This window comes from Microcystis sp. M53602_WE12, from assembly GCF_030065455.1.
GTDB classification, from domain to species: Bacteria; Cyanobacteriota; Cyanobacteriia; order Cyanobacteriales; family Microcystaceae; genus Microcystis; species Microcystis aeruginosa.
The window spans coordinates 1-22,840 of record NZ_JASJFB010000622.1 but is presented as its reverse complement, the minus strand read 5'-3'; the positions used below and the strand labels follow the sequence as shown (position 1 = coordinate 22,840).

The window sequence follows — 22,840 nt, the reverse complement described above, 5'->3', positions numbered from 1 at the left end:
ATGTCTGCTAAAGATCGTTTTCATGGTGCAGTGAGAAAAGGATTAGAAAAAGAGGGTTGGATCATTACGGATGACCCTTTAAGGATTGAAGTGGGTGATGTAGAAATGTATGTCGATTTAGGAGCAGAGCAACTGATAGCCGCAGAAAAAGATAATGAAAAGATAGCCGTTGAAATTAAAAGTTTTATCGGTAAATCCAGCATTTCAGAATTTCATACTGCCATTGGACAATTCTTTAATTATCGTGTTGCTTTAGAAGAAAAAGAACCTAAAAGACAGTTATATTTAGCTGTTCCCTTAGATATTTATTATAGTTTTTTTGAATTGCGATTTATTCAAACTGTCGTTAAACGATTTCAAATTTACCTGATTATTTATGATCCGATTGGGGAGGTAATTGTCGAATGGAAAAATTAGAACAATATCGTCACTATGTCAAGCAAGTCATTACTGAATATTCTCAGATAGGTTCATCTAAAGATCCGATTGAACAACAATTGATTTTTGATACTGTTGGCGATCACTATCAATTGATGTATGTTGGCTGGAAAAATAGACGAAGATATCATGGTTGTGTTTTGCATCTCGATATTAAAAAGGGTAAAATCTGGATACAACATGATGGCACTGAGGTGGGAATTGCCAATGAATTGGTTAATTTAGGCGTTCCTAAAGAAGATATTGTTTTAGCCTTCCATGAACCCCTAGTCAGAGAATATACAGGGTTTGCGGTGGGTTAATCTTAATCCGAGAAAAGCGCCAAATTCGCCTAACCTAATCATAGCTTAGGCGACAATCAAGCAGACAAACAAGATCAGCAAGAGATTTCGATTTTTTTACCTTTCTGTATTTTTTTGTTAACAAAACTTAACAATTATCAGCAAAATTTTGCTTGCTTTTATCGGCAGATTTTGGGATAATATTTTTAAAGGATTTTATTCATAATGGAAATCTTTGCGTCTAAAAAAATTTTGCACAGATTCCCATTATAAGAAAAGCATAGCGCAAATCGCCGGCAAAGTCAAGTCCTTTCCCATTAATTATGGGTTGGCTGAAAAAGTAAGGGCGATCGCCGATTAAGATACAAGGTTTTTGAGCCACCAGCTTGAAAATCTTGCAGCTGCTTGGCTAAACAGGCCGCCAAACCCCTTATCTCGTCTATATTTCACATTTATTCAGCCAACCCTACCTAAATCTCTGCTGAAGGTGGAGATCAAAGGCTGTTTTAAACTAATGCTTTACTGCGATCGTTAGAATTATCCCCAAAAATTGCCCCTCGTCGAATCAAATCCTGTTTTTGTTCGGGGGTGATCCCCGTTGCATCGATAAAGATAGCGTTTTCAATGTCAGCCCCACTCAGGTTAGCCCCACTCAGGTTAGCCCCTCTCAGAATAGCCCCACTCAGGTTAACCCCACTCAGGTTAACCCCTCTCAGGTTAGCCCCACTCAGGTTAACCCCTCTCAGGTTAGCCTCAATCAGGATAGCCCCCCACAGGTTAGCCCCACTCAGGTTAGCCTTTCTCAGGTCAGCCCCACTCAGGTTAGCCTCTCTCAGGTTAGCCCCACTCAGTTTAGCCCCACTCAGGATAGCCTCACTCAGGATAGCCTCACTCACGATAGCCCAACTCAGGTCAGCCTCAATCAGGTTAGCCCCACTCAGGTTAGCCTCCATCAGGTCAGCCCATCTCAGGTTAGCCCCTCTCAGGTTAGCATCACTCAGGTCAGCCTCACTCAGGTTAGCCCAACTCAGGTCAGCCTCAATCAGGTCAGCCTCAATCAGGTCAGCCTCAATCAGGGCAGCCCCAATCAGGTCAGCCTCAATCAGGGCAGCCCCACTCAGGTCAGCCCCAATCAGGATAGCCCCACTTAAATCAACAAATCGTAGAGTTTTCTTATTGATTGTTCCCTCTCGAATTGCCTTAATTAATTCGGCTTTTTTAATAACTTTTGCATCTGTAGTGAACTCTGCTTTTTTGACGATAATTTCGGGTATATCGTCTGATTTAAGTTCATTGAGAAGGGCTTGCAATTCCCCCGATTGATGTAAATCTGCTAGGCGCTTTAAGCCATCTTCTGAACCTTCTAAAAATAGCCGAATACTGCCTTTAAGTTTCATAATAGGCTTGATCGTGTTGTCTCTGGCGATTTTTTGAATAAGGTTGTTAATCTTATCAATTTTCTCTGGTGTCAGGTCGTCTATCCCTACCTCAATAACTAATTCAAAAACTTTATCTGATTGCTGAGTTTGCGGTTTATTGTTATGATCAAATGTCTGAGAATTATCTCTATACCTTGTCAAAGCAGTAATCAGATTACTCTTTTCAATCTTTTCACCTGTTTGCTCTGACAAGATTTTAAATAAACTAGAAGCCGCATTCTTGATTGACTGTTCTTCTTGCCTAATTTCTTTCGCTAGATCACGATATGTTTTATCATCAAAAATACCTTTTAATATTTTTGTCTCCAAGTCTGTTAATCCCTTGTTTGTATGCTCTTTTTTCAGATCATTAACCAGCATTTCTAATTCAGTCCATGAAAGGGGTTTAATTTCAGTCATTTTTAGTTCATTCATCATCATTTTTTAAGGGTTGCAGGACTTAAGATTACTTTTCAGTACCTTGTCAGGTTACTTGAGAGTACCTAAAAAAAGTACCATTTTTAGGACTTTTGAGTAACGACAAATAATCAGATTTTTTTTAATCTAAAGATAGTTCACCTCCTAAGTAAAAGGATTGATGATTATGTATAAATATTGGTTAAAGTACAGAGAAGACGTTGTTAGTCTTGCCAAAATTACCGGCACGATAATTGCGATCGCATCATTTTTAGGCTTCTCTTTTCCAGAGAAATTTCAACCCACTCCCTGCCAACCGACGGCAATTGTTGAAACCACGGAAGTTAGCACTAACAATTAGTCAAAGCGCAAAATTCGCCTAACCTAATCATAGGTTAAGCGACAAACAAGATCAGCAAGAGACTTCGATTTTTTGACCTTGCTGATCTCTGTATTTCTTTGTTAACAAAACTTAACAATTATCGCCAAAATTTTGCTTGCTTTTATCGGCAGATTTTGGGATAATATTTTTAAAGGATTTTATTCATAATGGAAATCTTTGCATCTGAAAAAATTTTTCACAGATTCCCATTATAAGAAAAGCATAGCGCAAGTCGCCGGCAAAGTCAAGTCCTTTCCCATTAATTATGGGTGGGAATTTTCAGGAATCAAAAAAGGGGGTTAGTGGGGGCCAGGTGTTGGGGAGATTTTGCTGTGTTCGGTGAACAGTTATCAGGTAGAACCGGGGAACCAGATACAAAACTTAACAATTATCGGCAAAATTTTGCTTGCTTTTCTCGGCAGATTTTGCGATAGTATTTTTAAAATATTTTATTCATAATGGAAATCTTTGCGTCTGAAAAAATTTTTCACAGACTCCCATTATAAGAAAAGCATAGCGCAAGTCGCCGGCAAAGTCAAGTCCTTTCCCATTAATTATGGGTGCGAATTTCCCGGAATCAAAAAAGGAGGTTAGTGGTGAGTCAGACCAAATATAGGTTACACTTCAACTTTAATGGGAAACGCTGTCATTCTTTGTAGGGAATATGACTAGACAAACCGCTAATCTCGGACAAACAGGAATTGCCGTCAGTGCTTTGGGAATCGGGACTTGGGCATGGGGAGATAAACTATTCTGGAACTATGGCAAGGAATACGGAGCTAGTCAGGTAGAGGAGGCCTTTAAAGCGGCAGTAGAGGCAGGAATCACCTTTTTTGACACTGCCGAAGTCTATGGACTGGGGGAATCGGAACGACTCTTAGGAAAATTTACGCAAGAGACTGATATTCCCATCGATATTGCCAGCAAATTTGCCCCCGTACCGTGGCGATTGGGGGCGAATGCGGTTCATAATGCCATTACCGAGAGCTTAAACCGTCTAGAAACCGATAAAATTACCCTTTACCAAGTGCATTGGCCCTTCACCTTCCTAATTAGCCAAGAAACCCTAATGAATGCCCTAGGGGAAGAAGTAAAAAGCGGCCGTATTGGTGCAGTGGGTGTAAGTAATTATTCCGCCGAGCAAATGCGTCAAGCAAGCCAGATTTTGGCGAAAAAAGAGGTTCCCTTAGCGGTCAATCAGGTGCAGTATTCGCTTTTGTATCGCAAAATAGAAACTAAGGCAATTTTAGCCACGGCCAAGGAATTAGGTGTCACCATCCTCGCCTACAGCCCCCTCGCTCAAGGACTACTGACCGGTAAATATAGCCCAGAAAGCCAGAATTTGCCCGATGGAGCCAGAAAAGTTGACTCGCGGTTCAAAAAAGAAGGTTTGGAGAAAATAGCCCCAATTTTAAGGGTAATGCAAGAATTGGGCGTAAAATACCAAAAAACCCCCGCACAAGTCGCCCTCAATTGGTTAATCGCCCAAGGGGATGTGATTCCCATTCCGGGGGCAAAAACCGCGGCCCAAGCGAGGGAAAATGCCGGGGCGTTAGGATGGAGTTTAGAAGCGCGAGAGGTGACGCAATTAGAACAGATGAGCCGGCCTTGGCTGTAAAAATCAAAACTTTTGATTTTTGATCACCATTCTGGAAAAAGTCTCTAACTTTTTGGTGATCAAGATTAAAACAGGCTACAATCTTTGCATACTGCTGTACTACTTAAGAAAACTGGGGAGAAAATTAATGGCGACAATGACAAATAATTCCGATCGAGATAAAGCCTTAGGTTTAGTCTTAAATCAAATCGAGCGCAACTTTGGCAAAGGTTCGATCATGCGTTTAGGAGACGCCACCCGGATGCGGGTGGAAACAGTGCCTAGTGGTGCTTTAACCCTAGATATGGCTTTGGGTGGCGGTTTACCGAAAGGCCGCATCGTCGAAATTTACGGGCCAGAAAGTTCCGGAAAAACCACCTTAGCCCTCCATGCGATCGCAGAAGTGCAAAAAGCTGGGGGAGTGGCGGCCTTTGTCGATGCGGAACACGCTTTAGATCCCACCTATTCGGAAGATTTAGGGGTAGATATCAATAATTTACTGGTGGCACAACCGGACACGGGGGAGGCTGCCTTAGAAATAGTTGACCAGTTAGTGCGTTCTTCGGCCGTGGATATCGTTGTCATCGACTCGGTGGCCGCTTTAGTGCCGCGGGCGGAAATTGAGGGGGAAATGGGGGATAATCAGGTGGGTTTGCAGGCCCGTTTGATGAGTAAAGCCCTGCGAAAAATTGCTGGTAATATTGGTAAATCCGGTTGTGTGGTGATTTTCCTCAACCAACTGCGGCAAAAAATCGGTGTCACCTACGGCAATCCTGAAGTGACCACCGGAGGAACGGCCTTAAAATTTTATGCCTCGGTACGTTTAGATATCCGTCGCATTCAAACTTTGAAAAAAGGCACGGAAGGGGAATACGGAATTCGGGCTAAAGTTAAGGTGGCTAAAAATAAAGTCGCGCCTCCTTTCCGGATTGCTGAATTTGATATTATCTTCGGTAAAGGCATTTCCCAGGTGGGTTGTATGCTCGATATCGCCGAACAAACTAACGTGGTTACTCGTAAAGGGGCATGGTATAGCTATAATGGCGAAAATATTGCCCAGGGTCGCGATAATGCCGTTAAATATCTCGAAGAAAGGCCAGAAGTAGCGGCAGAAATTGAGAAGTTATTGCGGGATAAATTAGACATGGGTTCGGTTCCTTTCCCCACGGAACCGGCCGACGAGGACGATGAGGACGATCTGGAACCAGAAATCTAAAAGAAGAGGGTTTTAGGTCTTGGTTATCCCCCTATTTTGGGGGATTTTTTAGCTTCAGAATCGATAGATTTAGCGGCTTCTAACCATGATTGTAAACCTTTTTTAGTCGGTGTTCCTTTAGTGGTAAAAGTCCATAGATCTCGTTTATGTTGGGGGCCGTAGCTGATATGAATTGGGCGATTAATTCCGTAAAAATAGAGAGAATCAAAGGGTAATTTTTGGGTTAAAATCCAATCTATCAGGCGATCGCTAGTTAAATCGATAATCCGAAAATCACAGGCTGCCCCCAATCGCTGACAATAATATTGACCTTTTTGATTAATTTCGTGGGCGCAATGTTGATCACGACTGGGATCGATTCTACCGTTTTTTAAGCCAGTGATCGGGTCTTTTTTTTGGAGAAATTTTCTCAGATCATTGGAACAAAATCCGTAGGTTAATTGGAATCTTTCTCGACCAAAATTATCAATAATTGGATCGATAATAAAGTGAGCGAGATTTTGCCAAGCGGTTATCGTTGCGGTACTTTTTGGGTAGGGATCGATTTGTGCTGCGTACTTTTGATAGGTTTGGGAACAGGTAGATAATTCTTCTAGGGTTAAATATTTACCAATTAACATAATCAGTTATCAGTTTTTAGCTAGATCCTATCACCCCATTTAGCTATTTTGCCAAAGCTGCTTTTTTGCGACCATAATAAACAGCGACAAAAGCGCTGACATACATCCATAAACTATAGACCATTGCGGGAATGGCCAGATCGGGATTCTTTAATAAACCGGCAGTAATGCCAATAGCTAAAGTGCCGCTTTGAATACCCACTTCAATTGCAATACAAATTCTTTGGGGAATAGTTAATTGAAATAAAAGACCACTGAAAAAGCCAATTAGGGAAGCAATCGTGTTTAAAATAATCACTCCCAGGCCAGTTTGAGCGATAAATAAAGGTAAACGTTGCCATTCTCTCAGGATTAATAAGCAGATAATAACCGCTAGAAAAATCACGGCTAAACGATTAGTTATCGGTTCCAGACTTGTCGCCAGTAAAGGAAAGTAATGGCGGATAGTCATACCCATAACCAGGGGTAAAACTATAATCAAAAATATCTGCGCCATAGTGGAACCAATGGGTAGGGAGATAGCGGCACTTTCACCCATAAAATGCTGGAGAATGAAACTAGCTAAAAAAGGTATTGTGAAAATGGTGATGATGCTGCTAAAAGCGGTTAAAGTAACAGAAAGAGCCACATCTCCCTTAGCTAAATAGGTTAAAACATTGGAGGAAGGGCCGCTGGGGCAAATGGCGACAATCATTAAACCGACGGCAATTTCTGGCCGGAGAGGCAAAAGAGAAACAATAATAAAGCCGACGATCGGTAGAATAATAATTTGATTGACTAAACCGATCAGGACTGCTTTGGGATAACGGGTGATACGCTGAAAATCGGCGAGAATTAATCCCAATCCCATGCCTAACATTAAAACGCCTAGGCCAACGGGTAAGAGGATATTAGTAAAAAAGTCGGCTTGCATGGGATAAAAGCGGAGAAGACGAGCTTATTTTCCCATAAATTGACTAATTTATTCTTGTCCCTAGTTAGGGTTTGCTGACTAAAAAACCCCCGGTGTGCAGGGGAGATTAAATTGTAGGAGAAATCCAAACCTTGGCGATTTTAGTCCAGTTTCCCTTCCCGCTCCGGGATGATATCCTAGTTATACTTCAGTTGCTTGGTGGCAACCATGGGATCACAGCTAGGGAACTGCCGATGCGACTGCCACTTTCGACATCAGCAATGCCTAGGGAATGTTGCCGCAGGACTTCCATCAAAAATAACGAGGGCAAATTTTCCTTCTAAATCCCGCAGTCCTTGAATTCCTTTCTGTTGATAAATTGCTAGGGCGATCGAGGTGGTAGATTTTTGGTGAACGATAGGTGAATTTTTGCAGAGTTTTCCCTTCTCGATCGAGGGACAGTTTTCTGTCTTCTAAGTTGTGTGTAAACATAGCAACCCTCCAGAACCCTACATTTTTATTGTACCTTTATTCTTGGTTCGAGTGCGGGAGAATGTAATAATGTGTATTATTCCTCAGAGAAGACTCAACCTTTGTTTGTTTTAAAGGTAGTCGCAAGTGTGAGGGGATTAATTTTCCTGAGCTTGTTCAGCGATTCCCTCAGCACGATTACCAGTTGACTCTTTGCTTCTTTGTGCGATCGAGTTCGAGGATTTGTCTGGGGTAAAGTAATTGATAAAGTAGCTAATTTCCCCGATATCACTCTCTTTGATAATCTCGATAGATTGTACTTAATTAGGGCTTGCTGAATAAATGTTAAATATAGACAAGGTAAGGGGTTTAGGGGAATATTAGGTGCAAGATTTTGAGAGAATCGTGGTCCAAAACCTTGTATCTTCGGGGCGAAGCATTCGGGCATAACCTATCGCTGAACCGTAGATTTCCTGTCCGAATGCTTCGCCCCTACTTTTTCAGAAACCCCTAATTAAGTTAAGATAAAAAGGGTTAAATTCTCTAGAATAATTATCCTTAGCACGGCTCATTTTTGAGTGAAAGACTGGCTCCCTTGCTGCCAGTGGAGAATAGGAAATCTATCAATAGTCATTAGTCATCGGTTAGCTCTTTGTCCACTGGCAGATCGCATTGTTGTTCTCGAAAACGGTAAAATTAGCGAAGTAAGAACCCATGGGGAACTGATGAGCAAACGAGGACAATATCACCCTAATAGTTATCAATCTAAAAAACCCGGTGTGCAAGGGAGGTTAAATTGTCGGAGAAATCCAATCATGAGGATTTTAGTCCAGTTTCCCTCTCTCGCTCCGGAGTGAGAGAATAGTCAAACTTAGTTTTTTTGTCCCGATCGAGAGTATTTTCTGAGATATATCATTGTCGATCTAGGGATAAAAAACAGTAATTTCGCCCGATATAACCTTTTATTTGCCCCTATGACTGTCAAAATCGCTCTTAACCCCAATCAAATCCAAAATCTCGATCTCTTATCTTTAGAGACTATTATTCAAGATTATCAGTCCCGATCAGCGATCGCAGAACTGGAACAAGCTCTACAATTAGAGATAGATTATCCTCGTGCGGAGGGTGATATGCGGGAATTATCAGAGATACCAGAAGTCAGGCTGTGGTTTCTGCGTTTAGATGCGGTTTATCCCTGGTTAATCTTTATTCTTGACCCAAAACAGGGAGAAATCGCCCGTTATGCTGCTATGTTGGTCCCCCATCAATTCCATCGCGGGGAAGGAATTCAATATAACCCCGAAGCTTTAGAGATTTTTGTGATGCAAAAACTCTTTATTTTGTCTGATTGGCTGAAAAGTCAGCAAATTCCTGCTTTATCTCGCTTAAAATTTTTCGCTCAACAGTTTGGTTACGATATCGACGAGGAATTTCTCTCTAGTCTCTAAAAGCCTCCTGCGCTGACTAGATAAGGTATTTTTAATATATGGCAAGCTACTGTCTCGCCCAATTTAGCGCCACCAATACCCCTATCAGAGAATCATGGATACAAAATCCTTTAAACGCACCCTACAGCAATCGGATAACTATAACCGCAAGGGATTCGGTCACAAAGAGGAAGTAATGGATGCAATGACCAATGAGTATCAAAGCGACCTGATCCAAGAAATTCGTGAAAATAATTATCGTTTAGAACGGGGTGACGTGACGATCTATCTCGCTCAAGCTTTTGGTTTTTGTTGGGGGGTAGAACGCGCTGTCGCCATGGCCTACGAAACTCGTCAACATTTTCCCCAGGAACGTCTCTGGATTACTAACGAAATTATTCACAATCCCTCGGTTAATCAGCGTCTGCGCTCCATGGCCGTGAGTTTTATTCCGGTGGAAAATGGCCAAAAAGACTTTAGTGTGGTGGAATCGGGGGATGTGGTGATTTTACCTGCTTTTGGGGCTAGTGTCTCGGAAATGCAAATACTTAACGACAAGGGTTGCATGATTGTGGATACCACTTGTCCCTGGGTTTCTAAGGTGTGGAATTCCGTAGAAAAACACAAAAAAAGCGACCACACTTCGATTATTCACGGCAAATATAATCACGAAGAAACGATCGCCACTAGCTCTTTTGCTGGCACTTATCTGATCGTTTTAAATTTGGATCAAGCTAATTATGTCGCTAATTATATTCTCCACGGTGGCGATAAAAATGAGTTCTTAGAGAAGTTTAAAAATGCCCATTCCCAGGGTTTCGATCCCGATCGCGATCTAGATTATATCGGTATTGCCAATCAAACCACGATGCTGAAAAGTGAAACGGAGGAAATTGGCAAACTCTTCGAGCATACTATGTTGAGAAAGTACGGACCGATCGATTTTAAAGATCATTTCATGAGTTTTAATACCATCTGTGATGCCACTCAAGAGCGTCAAGATGCCATGTTTGAACTGGTGAAAGAACCGCTTTCTTTAATGGTGGTAATTGGCGGTTATAATTCCTCTAATACCACTCACCTACAGGAAATAGCGATCGAGCGTGCCATTCCCTCCTATCATATCGATAGTGCCGAGCGCATTCTCCCCGGTAATCGCATCGAACATAAACCTTTAGGGGACGATTTAATTATCACCGATAACTGGTTAAATGAGGGAAAAATTGTCGTCGGAGTGACTTCTGGCGCTTCCACTCCTGATAAGGTGGTAGAAGAGGTAATCGAGAAAATTTTTGCGTTCAAATCTTCTTTAGTCCCGGGTTAATTAGCCTAGGTGTTAACCTTTGGCAATAGCTGCATCTCATAGCACAAATAGGAGATGCAGCTGATATTTTTCTCAGTGGGATTGCTCAGAAACTAACTAGGGTCTGCTGAAAAAGTTTTTCATGGGGACAGGGTGTGGGGTGTGGGGTGTGGGGTGTGGGGTGTGGGGTGTGGGGTGTGGGGAAAAACAATTCATAACTTGAGAGTTAATCACACTATTAAAAAGGGATTTGGTATCAGATTTATTCAGCAAACCCTACAACCTTTCTCGTAAAGGTGAAGCATACAGTAATCCTTGCTAATCAAGTGTTTTAGACGCAAGAACGAACCTCATCTATCTGAGAAACGCTGTAACTACCGCAATCTTGACATTGACGTTAGAACCGTTCGGCTCTTCTCGTAAGAGCCAATATTTTCCTAAAAACGGCGGGTTTTATCGATTCCGTAGATAATTCCCGTCACCATGGAAGAGAGAATTAATAACAAAATTAATCCTCCGGGTAAAAAAGATAATATCCCCATGCCGCGCAATATATAAACTAACACGGTCACTAATAGGAAACCGAAAAAAAGAGACTTTAAATAACTAGAATTTGAGCGCATTTACTTAGATTAACACTTACTCTTGAGTTAAGTTTAACTTTTCGGCAATCATTGCCAGAATTTTTTCTTCCCTTTTTCCGTTACTGATAGATTCCAATAACCTGCAATTGAGGATAATTTTTTCCCCGTTGGATAAGGTTAAAATAATCCGTCGGTAATTAGACCCCAAAAAGCCTTTGTACTCTTCTACTTTTGCCTCAACAATTCTCTCTAGAAGATAATCACTTTCACTTCTAAAAGTTAAATGTTGTCGCCTACGGGTTAGGGTAGCGGTACCCTGATTAAAGACATAACTCTCCCAATAGCTGACATCATAAAGTAATAACAGACCTGACAATAAGCATAACATACCCCAGAGATAATAGGGATAATTATGGTGGTGTTCTAGCAGTGCTGACAAGGTATCTAGGGGACTTTTGGCAATAATTTCCTGAGCTTGATATCTATTCACAAAACTCTCAAATCGAGTTTTAAAATCACTAGCTGACTGCACATCCCGAAAATTTTCGATGTAGAGATAGTTATTTCTCCCGACCAATAAAACCGTGTTATTAACAGTTTTTTTCTGCTCAACACTGATAAAAACTTCTTGATAGACAGCCGTAGCTTTAATGTGAGTTAAAGAAAAATTTTCCCGACTAGAAACAGGAAAATTATACTCTTGGACATATTGACAATCTATTCTTTTTGTGCCTAACCTCATGCAGTTGAGATAAGCGCGCTGGAAAGAAACCAAATATGCTAAAAACAGCAAAGGAAACCCAGCCAGAAAAAACCCCAGAAAAGGACGATATTGAGGAGCCTTATTCTCTAATAAGAGTGTAGTCAGCGTTTTTTGCTTAACTCGCATGGGAAACCCTACAGGTACTTTGTTCTAATTGTACTACAGCTTTTTTCAGCATCCTTCTCAGGATCGATTTATTTAATCTGCTGACGGGGAAAATTGTAATGATTATTCACGAAAATCTGACATCGGTCTCTAGACTGCCTCTATCTTGACCTTTTTTGTTCTGGTTTGCCACGGTAAAACCCTGTTTATCGAGTTTTTGTAAAGCTTTGGTGGTTTTTTGTTTATTGTTTGTATTTAAAGTAAATGTATAAACAAAGCTGTTTTTATAAGTTTTTATGACTTTAAAAAACTTTATAAGCTCTAAAAGATTATTTATATAATTTTTAAGCGTTCAATCTCACTCTAGCTATAGCAGATAAAAATTGAGCCTCTTTCCAAGGGGTGGGGAGATGGTCAATAATTGGGATCAAAGCACTGATAAACAAACTCACCATTCAAGCGCACATTTAGGAGAACTTCCATGCCTTTAACACTCGCAGTCTACGGAAAAGGTGGCATCGGTAAATCGACAACAAGCTGTAATATTTCGGCTGCTTTAGCCAAAAGAGGCAAAAAAGTCCTACAAATAGGCTGTGACCCCAAGCATGATAGCACCTTCACCCTGACAGGCTTTCTGATTCCCACAATCATCGATACCCTGCAAGAAAAAGATTTTCACTACGAAGACATCTGGCCTGAAGACGTTATCTATGACGGTTACGGTGGTGTCAAATGCGTGGAAGCGGGGGGGCCTCCGGCCGGTGCCGGTTGTGGCGGTTACGTCGTCGGGGAAACGGTGAAATTATTAAAAGAATTGAACGCTTTTGATGAATTTGACGTGATTTTGTTCGATGTTTTGGGGGATGTGGTTTGTGGAGGATTTGCCGCACCCTTAAATTACGCCGATTACTGCATAATTGTCACAGATAACGGCTTTGATGCTCTTTTTGCCGCCAATCGCATCGCTGCTTCCGTCCGCGAAAAAGCGCGCACTCATCCCCTGCGACTAGCCGGATTAATTGGTAATCGCACCTCAAAACGCGATTTAATTAATAAATATGTAGATCATGTTCCCATGCCAGTGTTAGAAGTTTTACCCTTAATTGAAGATATTCGCGTCTCCAGAGTTAAAGGTCAAACTCTCTTTGAAATGGCCGACAAGGATCCGATGTTAAGTTATGTTTGTGACTATTATCTCAACATTGCCGATCAGATTTTAGCCAAACCAGAAGGAGTTATTCCCAAAGAATCTGCCGACCGGGAATTATTCACTTTATTATCGGATTTCTATCTTAATGCCGATAAACCGAAAGTTAACGCCGAGGCGGAATTAGACCTGATGATGGTTTAGATTATTTTGTCGGGTGGGTTAGGGACAGCGTAACCCACCAATAACCACCAATAATCACCAATAAACTCTTTTTATGGGTGGGTTACGGCGAAGAATTAACTTATTAGTTAATAGCCTAACTTATCGTCGCCTAACCCACCCTACCCACGAATTTTATCGAGGACTCGATGATGATAATTTTTCCCTCTCATTGGGAATTCTAATAGAGAGAACATTATTATTCAGTCAAGGGGACAAAATGAGCAACTTTGAGGAATTAAAAGCCAGCTTACCGCGGCGATGGTTAGATTACTACCAAAATAATCAAGCTTGGATTAAGTGTTTAATGAATTCCAGAGGTTCGTGGCGAAAAACTCCCGACGGTGGTAAACGTCCTAGTGCTGACATAATTATAGCGGCAGCAACAGCTTTAGAACCTAAGTTATCAGTGTGGATGTATCCCTTTTGTCAACTTAGTTCCGATGGGGACAAACTGGTAGAAGTCTTAGGACTAAATTTTGATTCTGAAAAAAAGGAGTTGGAAAAATCGGAAAAAGAATTACTGATTTCTAATTCGCACACTGAATATCTCAACGGATTCCGAGAAAAACAATTATCAGTCGAAAAAAACAAAGTAATTATTTTTGAGGAATTGCTAAAAATCTTACCAGATAAATGGTTAGATTACTACCAAAATAATCAACCGTGGATTAAGTCTTTAACGGATTCTAAAGATTCGTGGCGAAAAACTCCCGACGGTGGTAAACGTCCTAGTGCTGACATCATTATAGGTGCGATTACCGTTTTAGAATCTCAATTATCAGTGTGGATGTATCCCTTTTGTCAACTTAGTTCCGATGGCGACAAACTGCTAGAAGTTTTAGGATTAAATTTTGATCCTGAGAAGAAACAACTAGAAAAGAAAGAAAGAGAATTAAGTAATTCTTTATATCCTAATGAGGATCCTGTACTGCAAAAAATCCGCCAAGAGTTACAACGAGAAAACCTAAATAAACCAAGTTAAAGGAGAACCAAACAAAATGACCGCCACTCAAGAACCGAGCGCTTTACAATTTGATTGTGAAACCGGCAACTATCACACCTTTTGTCCAATTAGCTGTGTTGCTTGGTTATACCAAAAAATCGAAGATAGTTTCTTCCTTGTTATCGGCACAAAAACCTGTGGTTACTTCCTGCAAAATGCCATGGGTGTCATGATTTTCGCCGAACCACGTTATGCCATGGCTGAATTAGAAGAAGGGGATATTTCCGCTCAACTAAAAGACTACGAAGAATTAAAACGCCTCTGCTTACAAATTAAACGAGATAGAAACCCTAGCGTTATCGTTTTTATCGGTACTTGTACCACCGAAATCATCAAAATGGACTTGGAAGGATTAGCACCAAAACTGGAGTCAGAAATCGGTATTCCTATCGTGACAGCGCGCGCTAATGGTTTAGATTATGCCTTTACCCAAGGGGAAGATACCGTCCTCGCTTCTATGGTGCATAAATGTCCCGAAAAAGTTAAGCACGAAGATGAAAAAGAAGAACGGAATGCCATCCAGAAACTCTTAACTTTTGGACGTAAAAAAGAAGAAATTAAACAGGAAGAATCGGAATATAAAGACCATCCTCCTTTAGTTTTATTTGGTTCTGTTCCCGACCCGATTGTGACCAATTTAACCCTAGAATTGAAAAAACAAGGAGTTAAAATTGATGGTTGGTTGCCTGCCAAACGTTTTACTGAATTACCGGTAATTGAAGAAGGTTATTATGTCGCTGGTGTCAATCCTTTTCTATCACGAACTGCCACCACTTTAATGCGTCGTCGTAAGTGTAAATTAATTGGCGCACCCTTTCCCATCGGTCCGGATGGAACCCGCGCTTGGATAGAAAAAATCTGTTCGGTTTTGGGAGTACAACCCCAGGGATTAGAGGAAAGAGAGGCAAAAATTTGGGAAAGTTTAGAGGATTATCTGCAACTTGTGCGCGGTAAATCGGTCTTCTTTATGGGGGATAATTTACTAGAAATTTCTCTGGCACGTTTCCTAATTCGTTGCGGGATGACTTGTGATGAAATCGGTATTCCCTACATGGATAAACGCTACCAAGCGGCCGAATTAGCATTACTAGAAAAAACCTGTAATGATATGGGTGTTCCCATCCCGAAAATCATCGAAAAACCTGATAACTACAATCAGATTCAGCGCATTTACGAGTTAAAACCTGATTTAGTGATTACAGGAATGGCCCATGCAAATCCCTTAGAAGCGCGGGGAATTAACACTAAATGGTCAGTAGAATTTACTTTTGCTCAAATTCATGGTTTTACCAATGCGCGAGATATTTTAGAATTAGCTACTCGTCCCCTGCGTCGCAACAATAACCTCAAGGAATTGGGTTGGGATAAGTTAGTTAAAGAGTCAGCAAAAGTGTAAATTTGTTTTCAAAAGGCTACAATCATCAGGTAAGGAAAATCAATTCCTTACCTTTTTTCTGTGATTGTTTGCCGATTCTGAGGATAATTCTTGTTCAAATGCTCAACAAGTGCATAAAATAAAAGTATCGTCTCCTTTATTCCTTAGAGACTTTTAGGGTTAATATGCAATGCTCATCGGATTTAGTGTCGGCAATTATCGCTCTTTTAAAGATGTAGTCACTCTCAGCATGGTAGCTGCGGAGGATGCCTGTGGTAATGATGAGCTTGATAAAAATAATGTTTTTAAGGTTAATCAACAATTTAGTTTACTTAAAAGTGCCGCTATTTATGGAGCAAATGCCAGTGGTAAGAGTAATTTAATTCTGGCATTCAATTTTGTGCGATGGTTTGTCATGAATTCTGCTAAATTACAAATCACTGACAAAATAGATGTGGAACCCTTTAGATTAAATACCGAAACTGTTGATAAACCATCCTTTTTTGAAATAGTTTTTCAGCTAAAAAATAAAACTTATAGATATGGATTTGAAGTAACTCAAAAGCGAGTAGTTTCCGAATGGTTATTTTGTACACCCAGAAGTCGTGAAACTAAAATTTTTAATCGGCAAGGCGATAAAATAGAATATAGCAAAAATATTGAACAAGGTAATATACTAAGAGGATTGACCAAAAAAAATACTCTGTTTTTATCACTAGCGGCTCAATTTAATAATTCTCTAGCGGTGGAAATTGTCTCTTGGTTTAGTCACTTAGGTGTTGTGTCTTATTTAGATATGGAATTATTAAAAGCGATTACGCTTGAGAATCTTTCTAATAGACAAGACTTGATTGATGATGTGACTAAGTTAATTAAAAAATTAGATTTAAGTATTGACAATCTAGAAATAGAAAGCAGAAAAATTTCCTCAGACAGTCTCCTGCAAGATTTACCGGATGTTGTCAGAAATATCATCAGTCACTCTAGCGGTGAAATAAAGTCCGCTACCATAAAAACCACCATAAGAACCTATCATCCAAAGTATGACTCAACAGGTAAAATGATTGAGTTAGAAATTTTTGATATGGACAAACATGAATCTGATGGAACTAAAAAGATTTTGGCTCTGTCAGCACCGATTTTAGACACTTTGCAAAGAGGGGAAGTTTTAGTAATTGATGAATTGGATGCCAGACTTCATCCTTTAATGACTAGAAGTATAATCGAATTATTTAATTCTCAGAAAACTAATCCCAAAAATGCTCAACTTATTTTTACTACTCACGATATTAATTTACTTAGTCATAAATTTTTAAGGAGGGATCAAATTTGGTTTACCGAAAAAAATCATCAAGGAGCAACAGATTTATATTCTTTGGTGGAATTCGCTGATATTAATAATAATACCTTTGAAAAAGATTATATTCAAGGTCGTTATGGAGCAATACCTTTTATTGGTGATTTAAGTACAATTATTGGTAATTAGTATGGGTAAAAATAGAAATACTTCTGATTATTTGCGTCGCCAAACTAAGGCTAGAGAAACAAGAAAAAAATTTTTAATTGTTTGCGAGGGAGAAAAAACTGAAGTTAACTATTTTAAGGCTTTTACTGTTCCTAATAAAATTGAAGTTAGGGTGAAAGGTGAAGGTAAAAATAGCTTGAGTTTAGTAGAAAAAGCTATTAAGATTATAGATAATCTAAAACAAGATGACTCATTCGATCAAATCTGGTGTGTTTTTGATAAAGATAACTGTTCTAAAGAGCAATTTAATCAAGCAGAAAGACTGGCTAAAGAAAATAATGTCAAGATTGCCTATTCTAATGAAGCTTTTGAAATTTGGTTTATTTTACACTTTCAATATCTGGATATTGCCACATCCCGAAGTGAATACCTAACAATTTTAACTAAACAGATGCAAAAGTATGGATTATTAAACGAGCAAGAAAAATATGAAAAAAATCGGGAGGATATGTACGAAAAATTAAAGCCATACCAGAGAACAGCAATAACTAATGCAGCAAAACTTATTCAAGATAGAGATGAAGCAAAAAAACATCCTTTTGATGCCAATCCCTCAACCACAGTACAGGAATTAGTGCAAGAACTTAACATCAATAGTCGTCCTTAAGCTTGATTCTCTTTTGTCAATAATTAAATATTTAATTTTAATTGAAACCTAAAGTTGTTATAATAACTACAAGCCTATTTAACCAAAGTAACTGCTCTTAATTTGATTTAAATGTCCAATAACTTATCTCACCAAAAACCCTATCATCTCAACTTTAGCAGTGAGGATTTAGGCACGGCAAAACCGACTATCACCCTATTATCGGGGGAACCAGAACGCTCGCGCTATATTGCTGAAACTTATTTACAAAATGCACGTTTACTATCGGATTATCGCGGATTAAATAGTTATCTTGGCTATCTAGATAATTCTACCCCAATTCTTCTGGCTACCAGTGGCATGGGTGCGCCATCTTTGAGTATTGTGGTTAATGAATTAATACAGGTGGGAATTAAAACTATTATTCGTATTGGTACTTGTGGCGCAATTCAAAATAGAATAAAAATTGGTGATATTATTATCTCGCAAGCAGCTTTATGTAGGCAAGGTGCAGCTAATGATATTGCTCCTCCGGAATATCCAGCAGTGGCGGATCCTTTTTTAACAGTTGCTCTAGTCAAATCGGCTCAATTTTTGGGAGTAAATTATCATGTAGGTATTACCGCTTCTGTGGATAGTTTTTATGAAGGACAGGAAAGAATCCTGTCGTCTGCTAACCCTTATCTTCAGCGCCATTTAGAGGGAATCACGGAAGAATATCGACGTTTAAATATTCTCAATTATGAAATGGAAGCGGGAACTTTATTTAAAATGGCGGGGGTTTATGGATTTACTGCCGCTTGTATTTGTGCTGTGATTGCCGCAAGAAGTAAAGAGGAAGGGATTAGTTTAGAAAGCAAACAACAGGCCATTGAAAAAGCGATTCAGGTGGCAATATTGACCGTTAGCAACCTCTCCCTATCCTCAATTGATTAATGTTCAGAAATCATCTTCATTAAGACTTCCTCTTTTTCCTGACTTTGGGGATAACAGGAGATAAGTTTAGCGCGTAATTCCTGAATTGATTTAATCACATTATCGGCTAATTCTTGGTCGCCATTGCGCCAGCCAAGGGGTGCTAGATGGGTGCGATTGGCTAAGGGAACTACTGGTTTTAAGAGTTGTTGACTTAGTTCTTTAATGAACCAAGCTACTGTATCTTTAGCCTGTATATCCTTAGCAAAGGCGATAATTTCCAAGAGTCGAAATAGGTTACTATTGCTAATTAAACAACGGGTTTCCTGCACGTTTGGCTGTACGTCTAAACCCAAACTTTGCACTAATTTAGCTAGGGCAGCTATGGGAATTGCGCTATCTATGCCAGCAATTACAGGAGCCAGTAAAAGCGAGGGTTGATTTTTCAGAGATACGGCATGAATATCGGTATTATTCAGCGATTTTTGGATATCTTCGGCTTGATTTTTGCCGACACAACCACTCAAAACCTGTTCTAGTTCTGTGTTTTCCACATCACTTAAAACCTCTAAAAGGGAGATATATTTACACCCTAAACTATGGCCCATCCAAAAATAATTAGGATTACCAGCAGTGGGATCTTCTAAATACAACTCAAGGTTATCTTCATAGCCCAAAAACTTAGCTTCTTCATAAATAGCCTTTCTCAATCCAATCAAATCTTTGACCATTTCTAGGGAAACATTCCAATGACGAAAAGTAAAACGATAGGGAATAGCAATAAGGGTATAGCCTCGTTTAAAGACTTGTTTGAGCAGATAACGATAGAACAGATTGGGAAAAGTGCCGAAGAAAGCACCACCGATAAAATAGACAACCCCAATCGGTTTAGGATTGATAGCAACCCAGTGAAATTGCAGGGGAATAAACTTAAATTCTGCTGTCATTGTTTTTCGGTATGTAATTGTTAATTTGGCGATTAGGGAAACAATCTTATAATGATTAAAAATCTCGGCGGCCAAAATAATTGATCGCCTTGTCTAATTAGGGTACATTAATTTGCTCAAAAAAGTTTATTTTGTTGCGAATATGTAATAATTTTTGACAAAAGTAAATTCTCACCCCAAAAATTCGCTTCTTCTTAGTCTTCTAAGCTAATCTTGACCGGATTAACTTGCCATCGGTAAAGTCAAAAACTTTAGCGACGAGACGATTATAAGGTGAGATAATGGGAAAAAATTGGTTTTAGCTTTAAGGATGGTATTATGTCAGACGCAACGCAGTTAACACCGGAAAAAATTGCTCAGTACCGTATTGAATTTGCGGACAATGAGAACGCTTTAATTGCACTTGATGTTATTGAGGAATGGGAGGGAGATTTAGCAGATGATGCTGAGTCTATTGCCACTCGTAACGGGATTGAAGGGGTAGAAGATAATGCTGATTTTCGTTGGTTTGTTATTGTTCTTAATAAATGTCGTGATTCTATTTGTCAACCGAAGTTGCGAGAAAAATATTTACCCGCACTTATCCCTACTTTAACAGGTATTATTGTAGGATATTTGATGTGTCCTCCGCAAGTCGCGGGAATTTTATCTGCTATAGTTGCTGTTTATATTCAGGATCAAGGACTGGATAAATTTTGTCAAAATTATCCTGATTCTTAAACTCAGATCTTACCCCTGATATTAAAAACCCGATTTTTAGAGGCAGAAAAAATCGGTTTTTTTGGACTTTTGGATAATGCTGCAAGATCTGAGTTAAATCCCTGTTGCGATAAATGCCGTCCAATAATAGGGATTGGCAAAGGGATAGGGTTCACGTTTAACCGCAGCTTCTAATAAGTCTTGGAATTTTCTTCTATCCCGTTTACTCTCAAAGACTTGATCGAGTAATTGCTGGAATTCTTGACTATTTTTTGTTTGGGCTAATTTTTGACTATTCAATGTTCTTAACCAAGTTTGAGTATGATTTAAAACAATAGCAATACTCCCTTGATCTTGGATAGAAATCCGTTTAAGATCGTGATAAAATTTAGCCATAAATAACGTGGTTGCTAGGGGATCTACTGTCCAAAGGGTGCTAACGACACTAGAACTTCCTGCAAATAGAAAACCACTGGGTAAACCCACATATTCATCGCTAATACTATCAGCTTTACTTTCTATTATACCACTTTCACAAGCAGAAAAGGTGACTAAACGGCATTCTCTTAAGTCAAATTTTTCAAAGACTTCTGCTAGAGTAAGGTTAGCTGATTCTCTTAAGTTACCGTCTGGATCTGCTAACATTAAAGCTGAGTCTCTAGGGGATTCATTATTAAATTTACCATGACAGGAAAAGTGAAGACAATGAGATGCTTGTAACTCTTGACGACGGTTTTCTAGGGTTTGTTCTGATGCTTCTAATTCCCCAATAATAATAGTTTTTTCAGTAGCAAATCCTTGACTAATTCTCTCGATTTCTAGATTTGCACCTAAGAGAGGTTTTAGGTCTTTTCTGGTGGGGTTTTTAATGGCAAAAAGACGATCAAAGTTGTCACGCTGTGATAATTTTACCAGTTTTAAGAGTTGGCAACTGGGAACGTATCCTACACCATTAGAAAAGCGTTGATAGAGAAATTGTCCATTTTTTAGGGGTAAACAATGAAGGGGAATAATATGTAAAAACCAATGGGGAATCAGGATTAGGCGATCGCAGGATTCAGGAATCAGTTCTAAAAGTTCATCAATGTGGAGAATTTCTGACAGTTGATTTAAACAAGAATTAAGATTTTTAATCCACTCGGTTTTATTATTTTCATAAGCGTCACGATAATCTTTAATAAAATCAATCAATTTTCCTCGATCTTCTGCTGAAGATTGCCAAACTTTAACCCCTTTCACCTCACTATTCCCCCCTTTTGAAGGGGGGTTAGGGGGGATCAAACCTTTTGAAGGGGGGTTAGGGGGGATCAAACCTTTTGAAGGGGGGTTAGGGGGGATAACAATAAACGCCATAATACTATCCCCTGAAATATACCATTCTAAGATGGCAGTATCTTGATCAATTAAGGATTGAATGTCACTTAGAGGAATGCTTTCAACCTTTTGAGTTAAGCTAAAAGTGTGGTCTATGGGAGTTATTTCACGGTCAATAAATTGATTTAATTCTTGTTTTAAATGATTGAGGTGAGTATAGTCATTTAAGATGGGTTGTCTTTGTTGATCTAGGGTTAAAATTCCTCCCCGATTGCGGGTTTGTTCTTGGATGGCTAACTGTTGTTCTTCCCCAATAATGGCACGACGGAGGCGATCTAATTCGGTAATAATAGTTGGGGGGATATTACCTTTAGGATAGATATCTCGATCGGTAAGCAATTGGACTAGATAGCGGGTTTTGCTGCGTTCAACGTATTCTAAGGCGCGATCTTTTTGATTGAGGTTGAGATAGGATTGAACAATGCCATGATAAACATCCATTGCCTCGGAGAGAATTTCCTGTTGTCGTTGGGGGTTTAAGGCTTCGAGTCGGATATTTTCTACTGCTTCGATGGCTAAGTTGTAGCCTTTGATGGCGGTTTCCAAGTCTTCGATCAGGTTAGCAGTATCTCCTAAGTTTCGTCCTGTTTGTAAGCAATCTATGGGGAAAGCAGTCGGGGTTCTTACTTCTAAAGACAGGTTATAAGCTGCGATCGCCATCTCTAGATTATCTGCCCTTTCCCCTCTGATGCGATCACTATAAGCAGTCCCCAAATTATTTTGTGTCGTTGCCCATTCATAAGGAAAGCTATCACGGGTATATACTTCTAATGACAGGTTATAAGCAACAATAGCTAACTCTAAATTTTCTACCCTTTCCCCTCTGATACGATTACTATAAGCATTGCCCAGATTATTTTGTGTCATTGCCCATTCAGAAGGAAAGCTATCACGGGTATATACTTCTAATGACAGGTTATAAGCAACAATAGCTAACTCTAAATTTTCTGCCCTTTCCCCTCTGATGCGCTTATTATAAGCATTCCCCAGATTATTTTGTGTTCCTGCCCATTCATAATGAAAGCTATCACAGGTAAGTAGTCATGCAAAATTAATTACCCAAATAAAAAATTAAGAAGTATAATACATAAAAAAACGAAGCAGCAGGAAAATACAATGAGATTGATTAG

At 39.6% G+C, this 22,840-nt stretch carries 23 protein-coding genes; 14 read left to right on the top strand and 9 right to left on the bottom strand.

Translation table 11 applies throughout. The features are described from left to right. Both PX482_RS19780 and PX482_RS19775 read left to right on the top strand, forming a co-directional pair. The gene (locus tag PX482_RS19780; RefSeq protein WP_002751648.1) at positions 1-417 is read left to right on the top strand and encodes a XisH family protein; all 417 of its coding nucleotides are present in this window, start codon (positions 1-3) and stop codon (positions 415-417) included. Next, positions 405-740, top strand: a complete 336-nt coding sequence (locus PX482_RS19775; protein ID WP_002748301.1) for a XisI protein — start codon at positions 405-407, stop codon at positions 738-740. Before PX482_RS19780 ends, PX482_RS19775 begins: the two co-directional genes overlap by 13 nt. Positions 741-1,225: 485 nt before the next feature. On the opposite strand, the gene PX482_RS19770 is transcribed toward PX482_RS19775, so the two are convergent. Then, positions 1,226-2,578 carry a pentapeptide repeat-containing protein gene (locus PX482_RS19770; protein ID WP_288122904.1) on the bottom strand — a complete coding sequence of 451 codons (1,353 nt, stop codon included), beginning with the start codon at positions 2,576-2,578 and terminating at the stop codon, positions 1,226-1,228. Between the two features lie 163 nt (positions 2,579-2,741). Between PX482_RS19770 and PX482_RS19765 the strand changes: the two genes are divergently transcribed. The 3 genes from PX482_RS19765 to recA all read left to right on the top strand — a co-directional run bounded on the left by PX482_RS19765 (position 2,742) and on the right by recA (position 5,749). Continuing rightward, positions 2,742-2,915, top strand: a complete 174-nt coding sequence (locus PX482_RS19765) for a hypothetical protein (RefSeq protein ID WP_196219823.1) — start codon at positions 2,742-2,744, stop codon at positions 2,913-2,915. 685 nt (positions 2,916-3,600) lie between these two features. Further along, positions 3,601-4,554, top strand: coding sequence for an aldo/keto reductase (locus PX482_RS19760; RefSeq protein WP_288027918.1), 954 nt, complete (start codon positions 3,601-3,603; stop codon positions 4,552-4,554). A 127-nt stretch (positions 4,555-4,681) separates the two neighbouring features. Continuing rightward, positions 4,682-5,749, top strand: a complete 1,068-nt coding sequence (recA, locus tag PX482_RS19755) for a recombinase RecA (RefSeq protein WP_288122902.1) — start codon at positions 4,682-4,684, stop codon at positions 5,747-5,749. Positions 5,750-5,772: 23 nt separating this feature from the next. Here the strand turns inward: recA and PX482_RS19750 are convergent, their stop codons facing one another. The 3 genes from PX482_RS19750 to PX482_RS19740 all read right to left on the bottom strand — a co-directional run bounded on the left by PX482_RS19750 (position 5,773) and on the right by PX482_RS19740 (position 7,592). Beyond that, positions 5,773-6,369 carry a hypothetical protein gene (locus tag PX482_RS19750; RefSeq protein WP_288096451.1) on the bottom strand — a complete coding sequence of 199 codons (597 nt, stop codon included), beginning with the start codon at positions 6,367-6,369 and terminating at the stop codon, positions 5,773-5,775. A 43-nt stretch (positions 6,370-6,412) separates the two neighbouring features. Beyond that, positions 6,413-7,282: a bile acid:sodium symporter family protein gene (locus PX482_RS19745; protein WP_002759145.1), complete on the bottom strand. Its 870-nt coding sequence runs from the start codon at positions 7,280-7,282 to the stop codon at positions 6,413-6,415. 187 nt (positions 7,283-7,469) lie between these two features. Further along, positions 7,470-7,592 (bottom strand): hypothetical protein, encoded by a 123-nt coding sequence (locus PX482_RS19740; protein WP_283160069.1) that lies wholly within the window; start codon positions 7,590-7,592, stop codon positions 7,470-7,472. 1,114 nt (positions 7,593-8,706) lie between these two features. On the opposite strand from PX482_RS19740, the gene PX482_RS19735 reads away from it, so the two are divergent. After that, entirely contained in the window at positions 8,707-9,180 is a 474-nt protein-coding gene (locus PX482_RS19735) for a CRR6 family NdhI maturation factor (protein ID WP_002759148.1), read from the top strand. 94 nt (positions 9,181-9,274) lie between these two features. Then, complete coding sequence (locus tag PX482_RS19730; RefSeq protein WP_002759149.1) at positions 9,275-10,483, top strand: 4-hydroxy-3-methylbut-2-enyl diphosphate reductase; 1,209 nt, start codon at positions 9,275-9,277, stop codon at positions 10,481-10,483. A 96-nt stretch (positions 10,484-10,579) separates the two neighbouring features. On the opposite strand, the gene PX482_RS19725 is transcribed toward PX482_RS19730, so the two are convergent. The 3 genes from PX482_RS19725 to PX482_RS19715 form a co-directional block, all read right to left on the bottom strand. Next, positions 10,580-10,735 carry a hypothetical protein gene (locus tag PX482_RS19725; RefSeq protein WP_288027912.1) on the bottom strand — a complete coding sequence of 52 codons (156 nt, stop codon included), beginning with the start codon at positions 10,733-10,735 and terminating at the stop codon, positions 10,580-10,582. Positions 10,736-10,899: 164 nt separating this feature from the next. Next, positions 10,900-11,085, bottom strand: coding sequence for a hypothetical protein (locus tag PX482_RS19720; RefSeq protein ID WP_002759150.1), 186 nt, complete (start codon positions 11,083-11,085; stop codon positions 10,900-10,902). Between the two features lie 16 nt (positions 11,086-11,101). Next, a complete protein-coding gene (locus PX482_RS19715; RefSeq protein ID WP_002759151.1) occupies positions 11,102-11,935 on the bottom strand; it encodes a hypothetical protein in 834 nt (277 codons plus the stop codon). Between the two features lie 460 nt (positions 11,936-12,395). Between PX482_RS19715 and bchL the strand changes: the two genes are divergently transcribed. From bchL to PX482_RS19685, 6 genes are all read left to right on the top strand, one after another. Next, the gene (bchL, locus tag PX482_RS19710; protein WP_002773281.1) at positions 12,396-13,265 is read left to right on the top strand and encodes a ferredoxin:protochlorophyllide reductase (ATP-dependent) iron-sulfur ATP-binding protein; all 870 of its coding nucleotides are present in this window, start codon (positions 12,396-12,398) and stop codon (positions 13,263-13,265) included. Between the two features lie 238 nt (positions 13,266-13,503). After that, positions 13,504-14,268 (top strand): DUF5331 domain-containing protein, encoded by a 765-nt coding sequence (locus PX482_RS19705; RefSeq protein ID WP_353852431.1) that lies wholly within the window; start codon positions 13,504-13,506, stop codon positions 14,266-14,268. Positions 14,269-14,284: 16 nt separating this feature from the next. Then, on the top strand, positions 14,285-15,685 hold the full coding sequence (locus tag PX482_RS19700) for a ferredoxin:protochlorophyllide reductase (ATP-dependent) subunit N (protein ID WP_002740797.1): 1,401 nt from the start codon (positions 14,285-14,287) through the stop codon (positions 15,683-15,685). 169 nt (positions 15,686-15,854) lie between these two features. Next, on the top strand, positions 15,855-17,150 hold the full coding sequence (locus tag PX482_RS19695; RefSeq protein WP_502888567.1) for an AAA family ATPase: 1,296 nt from the start codon (positions 15,855-15,857) through the stop codon (positions 17,148-17,150). A 1-nt stretch (position 17,151) separates the two neighbouring features. Next, entirely contained in the window at positions 17,152-17,796 is a 645-nt protein-coding gene (locus PX482_RS19690; protein WP_288096261.1) for an RloB family protein, read from the top strand. A gap of 111 nt (positions 17,797-17,907) precedes the next feature. Beyond that, a complete protein-coding gene (locus tag PX482_RS19685; protein ID WP_288059206.1) occupies positions 17,908-18,711 on the top strand; it encodes a nucleoside phosphorylase in 804 nt (267 codons plus the stop codon). Here the strand turns inward: PX482_RS19685 and PX482_RS19680 are convergent. Further along, positions 18,708-19,637 carry a DUF1350 family protein gene (locus PX482_RS19680; protein ID WP_002798729.1) on the bottom strand — a complete coding sequence of 310 codons (930 nt, stop codon included), beginning with the start codon at positions 19,635-19,637 and terminating at the stop codon, positions 18,708-18,710. The two genes, PX482_RS19685 and PX482_RS19680, sit on opposite strands and share 4 nt — an antisense overlap. A 318-nt stretch (positions 19,638-19,955) precedes the next feature. Between PX482_RS19680 and PX482_RS19675 the strand changes: the two genes are divergently transcribed. After that, the gene (locus tag PX482_RS19675) at positions 19,956-20,357 is read left to right on the top strand and encodes a hypothetical protein (RefSeq protein WP_288096257.1); all 402 of its coding nucleotides are present in this window, start codon (positions 19,956-19,958) and stop codon (positions 20,355-20,357) included. 93 nt (positions 20,358-20,450) lie between these two features. On the opposite strand, the gene PX482_RS19670 is transcribed toward PX482_RS19675, so the two are convergent. Further along, entirely contained in the window at positions 20,451-22,577 is a 2,127-nt protein-coding gene (locus PX482_RS19670) for a CHAT domain-containing protein (protein WP_353852221.1), read from the bottom strand. Positions 22,578-22,840 lie beyond the last annotated feature (263 nt).

Excerpts from the sequence above, each read along its gene's own strand:
- PX482_RS19780 (WP_002751648.1), top strand. The coding sequence starts at position 1 with ATGTCTGCTAAAGATCGTTTTCATGGTGCAGTGAGAAAAGGATTAGAA.
- PX482_RS19775 (WP_002748301.1), top strand. The coding sequence starts at position 405 with ATGGAAAAATTAGAACAATATCGTCACTATGTCAAGCAAGTCATTACT.
- PX482_RS19770 (WP_288122904.1), bottom strand. The coding sequence starts at position 2,578 with ATGATGATGAATGAACTAAAAATGACTGAAATTAAACCCCTTTCATGG.
- PX482_RS19765 (WP_196219823.1), top strand. The coding sequence starts at position 2,742 with ATGTATAAATATTGGTTAAAGTACAGAGAAGACGTTGTTAGTCTTGCC.
- PX482_RS19760 (WP_288027918.1), top strand. The coding sequence starts at position 3,601 with ATGACTAGACAAACCGCTAATCTCGGACAAACAGGAATTGCCGTCAGT.
- recA (WP_288122902.1), top strand. The coding sequence starts at position 4,682 with ATGGCGACAATGACAAATAATTCCGATCGAGATAAAGCCTTAGGTTTA.
- PX482_RS19750 (WP_288096451.1), bottom strand. The coding sequence starts at position 6,369 with ATGTTAATTGGTAAATATTTAACCCTAGAAGAATTATCTACCTGTTCC.
- PX482_RS19745 (WP_002759145.1), bottom strand. The coding sequence starts at position 7,282 with ATGCAAGCCGACTTTTTTACTAATATCCTCTTACCCGTTGGCCTAGGC.
- PX482_RS19735 (WP_002759148.1), top strand. The coding sequence starts at position 8,707 with ATGACTGTCAAAATCGCTCTTAACCCCAATCAAATCCAAAATCTCGAT.
- PX482_RS19730 (WP_002759149.1), top strand. The coding sequence starts at position 9,275 with ATGGATACAAAATCCTTTAAACGCACCCTACAGCAATCGGATAACTAT.
- PX482_RS19720 (WP_002759150.1), bottom strand. The coding sequence starts at position 11,085 with ATGCGCTCAAATTCTAGTTATTTAAAGTCTCTTTTTTTCGGTTTCCTA.
- PX482_RS19715 (WP_002759151.1), bottom strand. The coding sequence starts at position 11,935 with ATGCGAGTTAAGCAAAAAACGCTGACTACACTCTTATTAGAGAATAAG.
- bchL (WP_002773281.1), top strand. The coding sequence starts at position 12,396 with ATGCCTTTAACACTCGCAGTCTACGGAAAAGGTGGCATCGGTAAATCG.
- PX482_RS19705 (WP_353852431.1), top strand. The coding sequence starts at position 13,504 with ATGAGCAACTTTGAGGAATTAAAAGCCAGCTTACCGCGGCGATGGTTA.
- PX482_RS19700 (WP_002740797.1), top strand. The coding sequence starts at position 14,285 with ATGACCGCCACTCAAGAACCGAGCGCTTTACAATTTGATTGTGAAACC.
- PX482_RS19695 (WP_502888567.1), top strand. The coding sequence starts at position 15,855 with ATGCTCATCGGATTTAGTGTCGGCAATTATCGCTCTTTTAAAGATGTA.
- PX482_RS19690 (WP_288096261.1), top strand. The coding sequence starts at position 17,152 with ATGGGTAAAAATAGAAATACTTCTGATTATTTGCGTCGCCAAACTAAG.
- PX482_RS19685 (WP_288059206.1), top strand. The coding sequence starts at position 17,908 with ATGTCCAATAACTTATCTCACCAAAAACCCTATCATCTCAACTTTAGC.
- PX482_RS19680 (WP_002798729.1), bottom strand. The coding sequence starts at position 19,637 with ATGACAGCAGAATTTAAGTTTATTCCCCTGCAATTTCACTGGGTTGCT.
- PX482_RS19675 (WP_288096257.1), top strand. The coding sequence starts at position 19,956 with ATGTCAGACGCAACGCAGTTAACACCGGAAAAAATTGCTCAGTACCGT.
- PX482_RS19670 (WP_353852221.1), bottom strand. The coding sequence starts at position 22,577 with ATGACACAAAATAATCTGGGCAATGCTTATAGTAATCGTATCAGAGGG.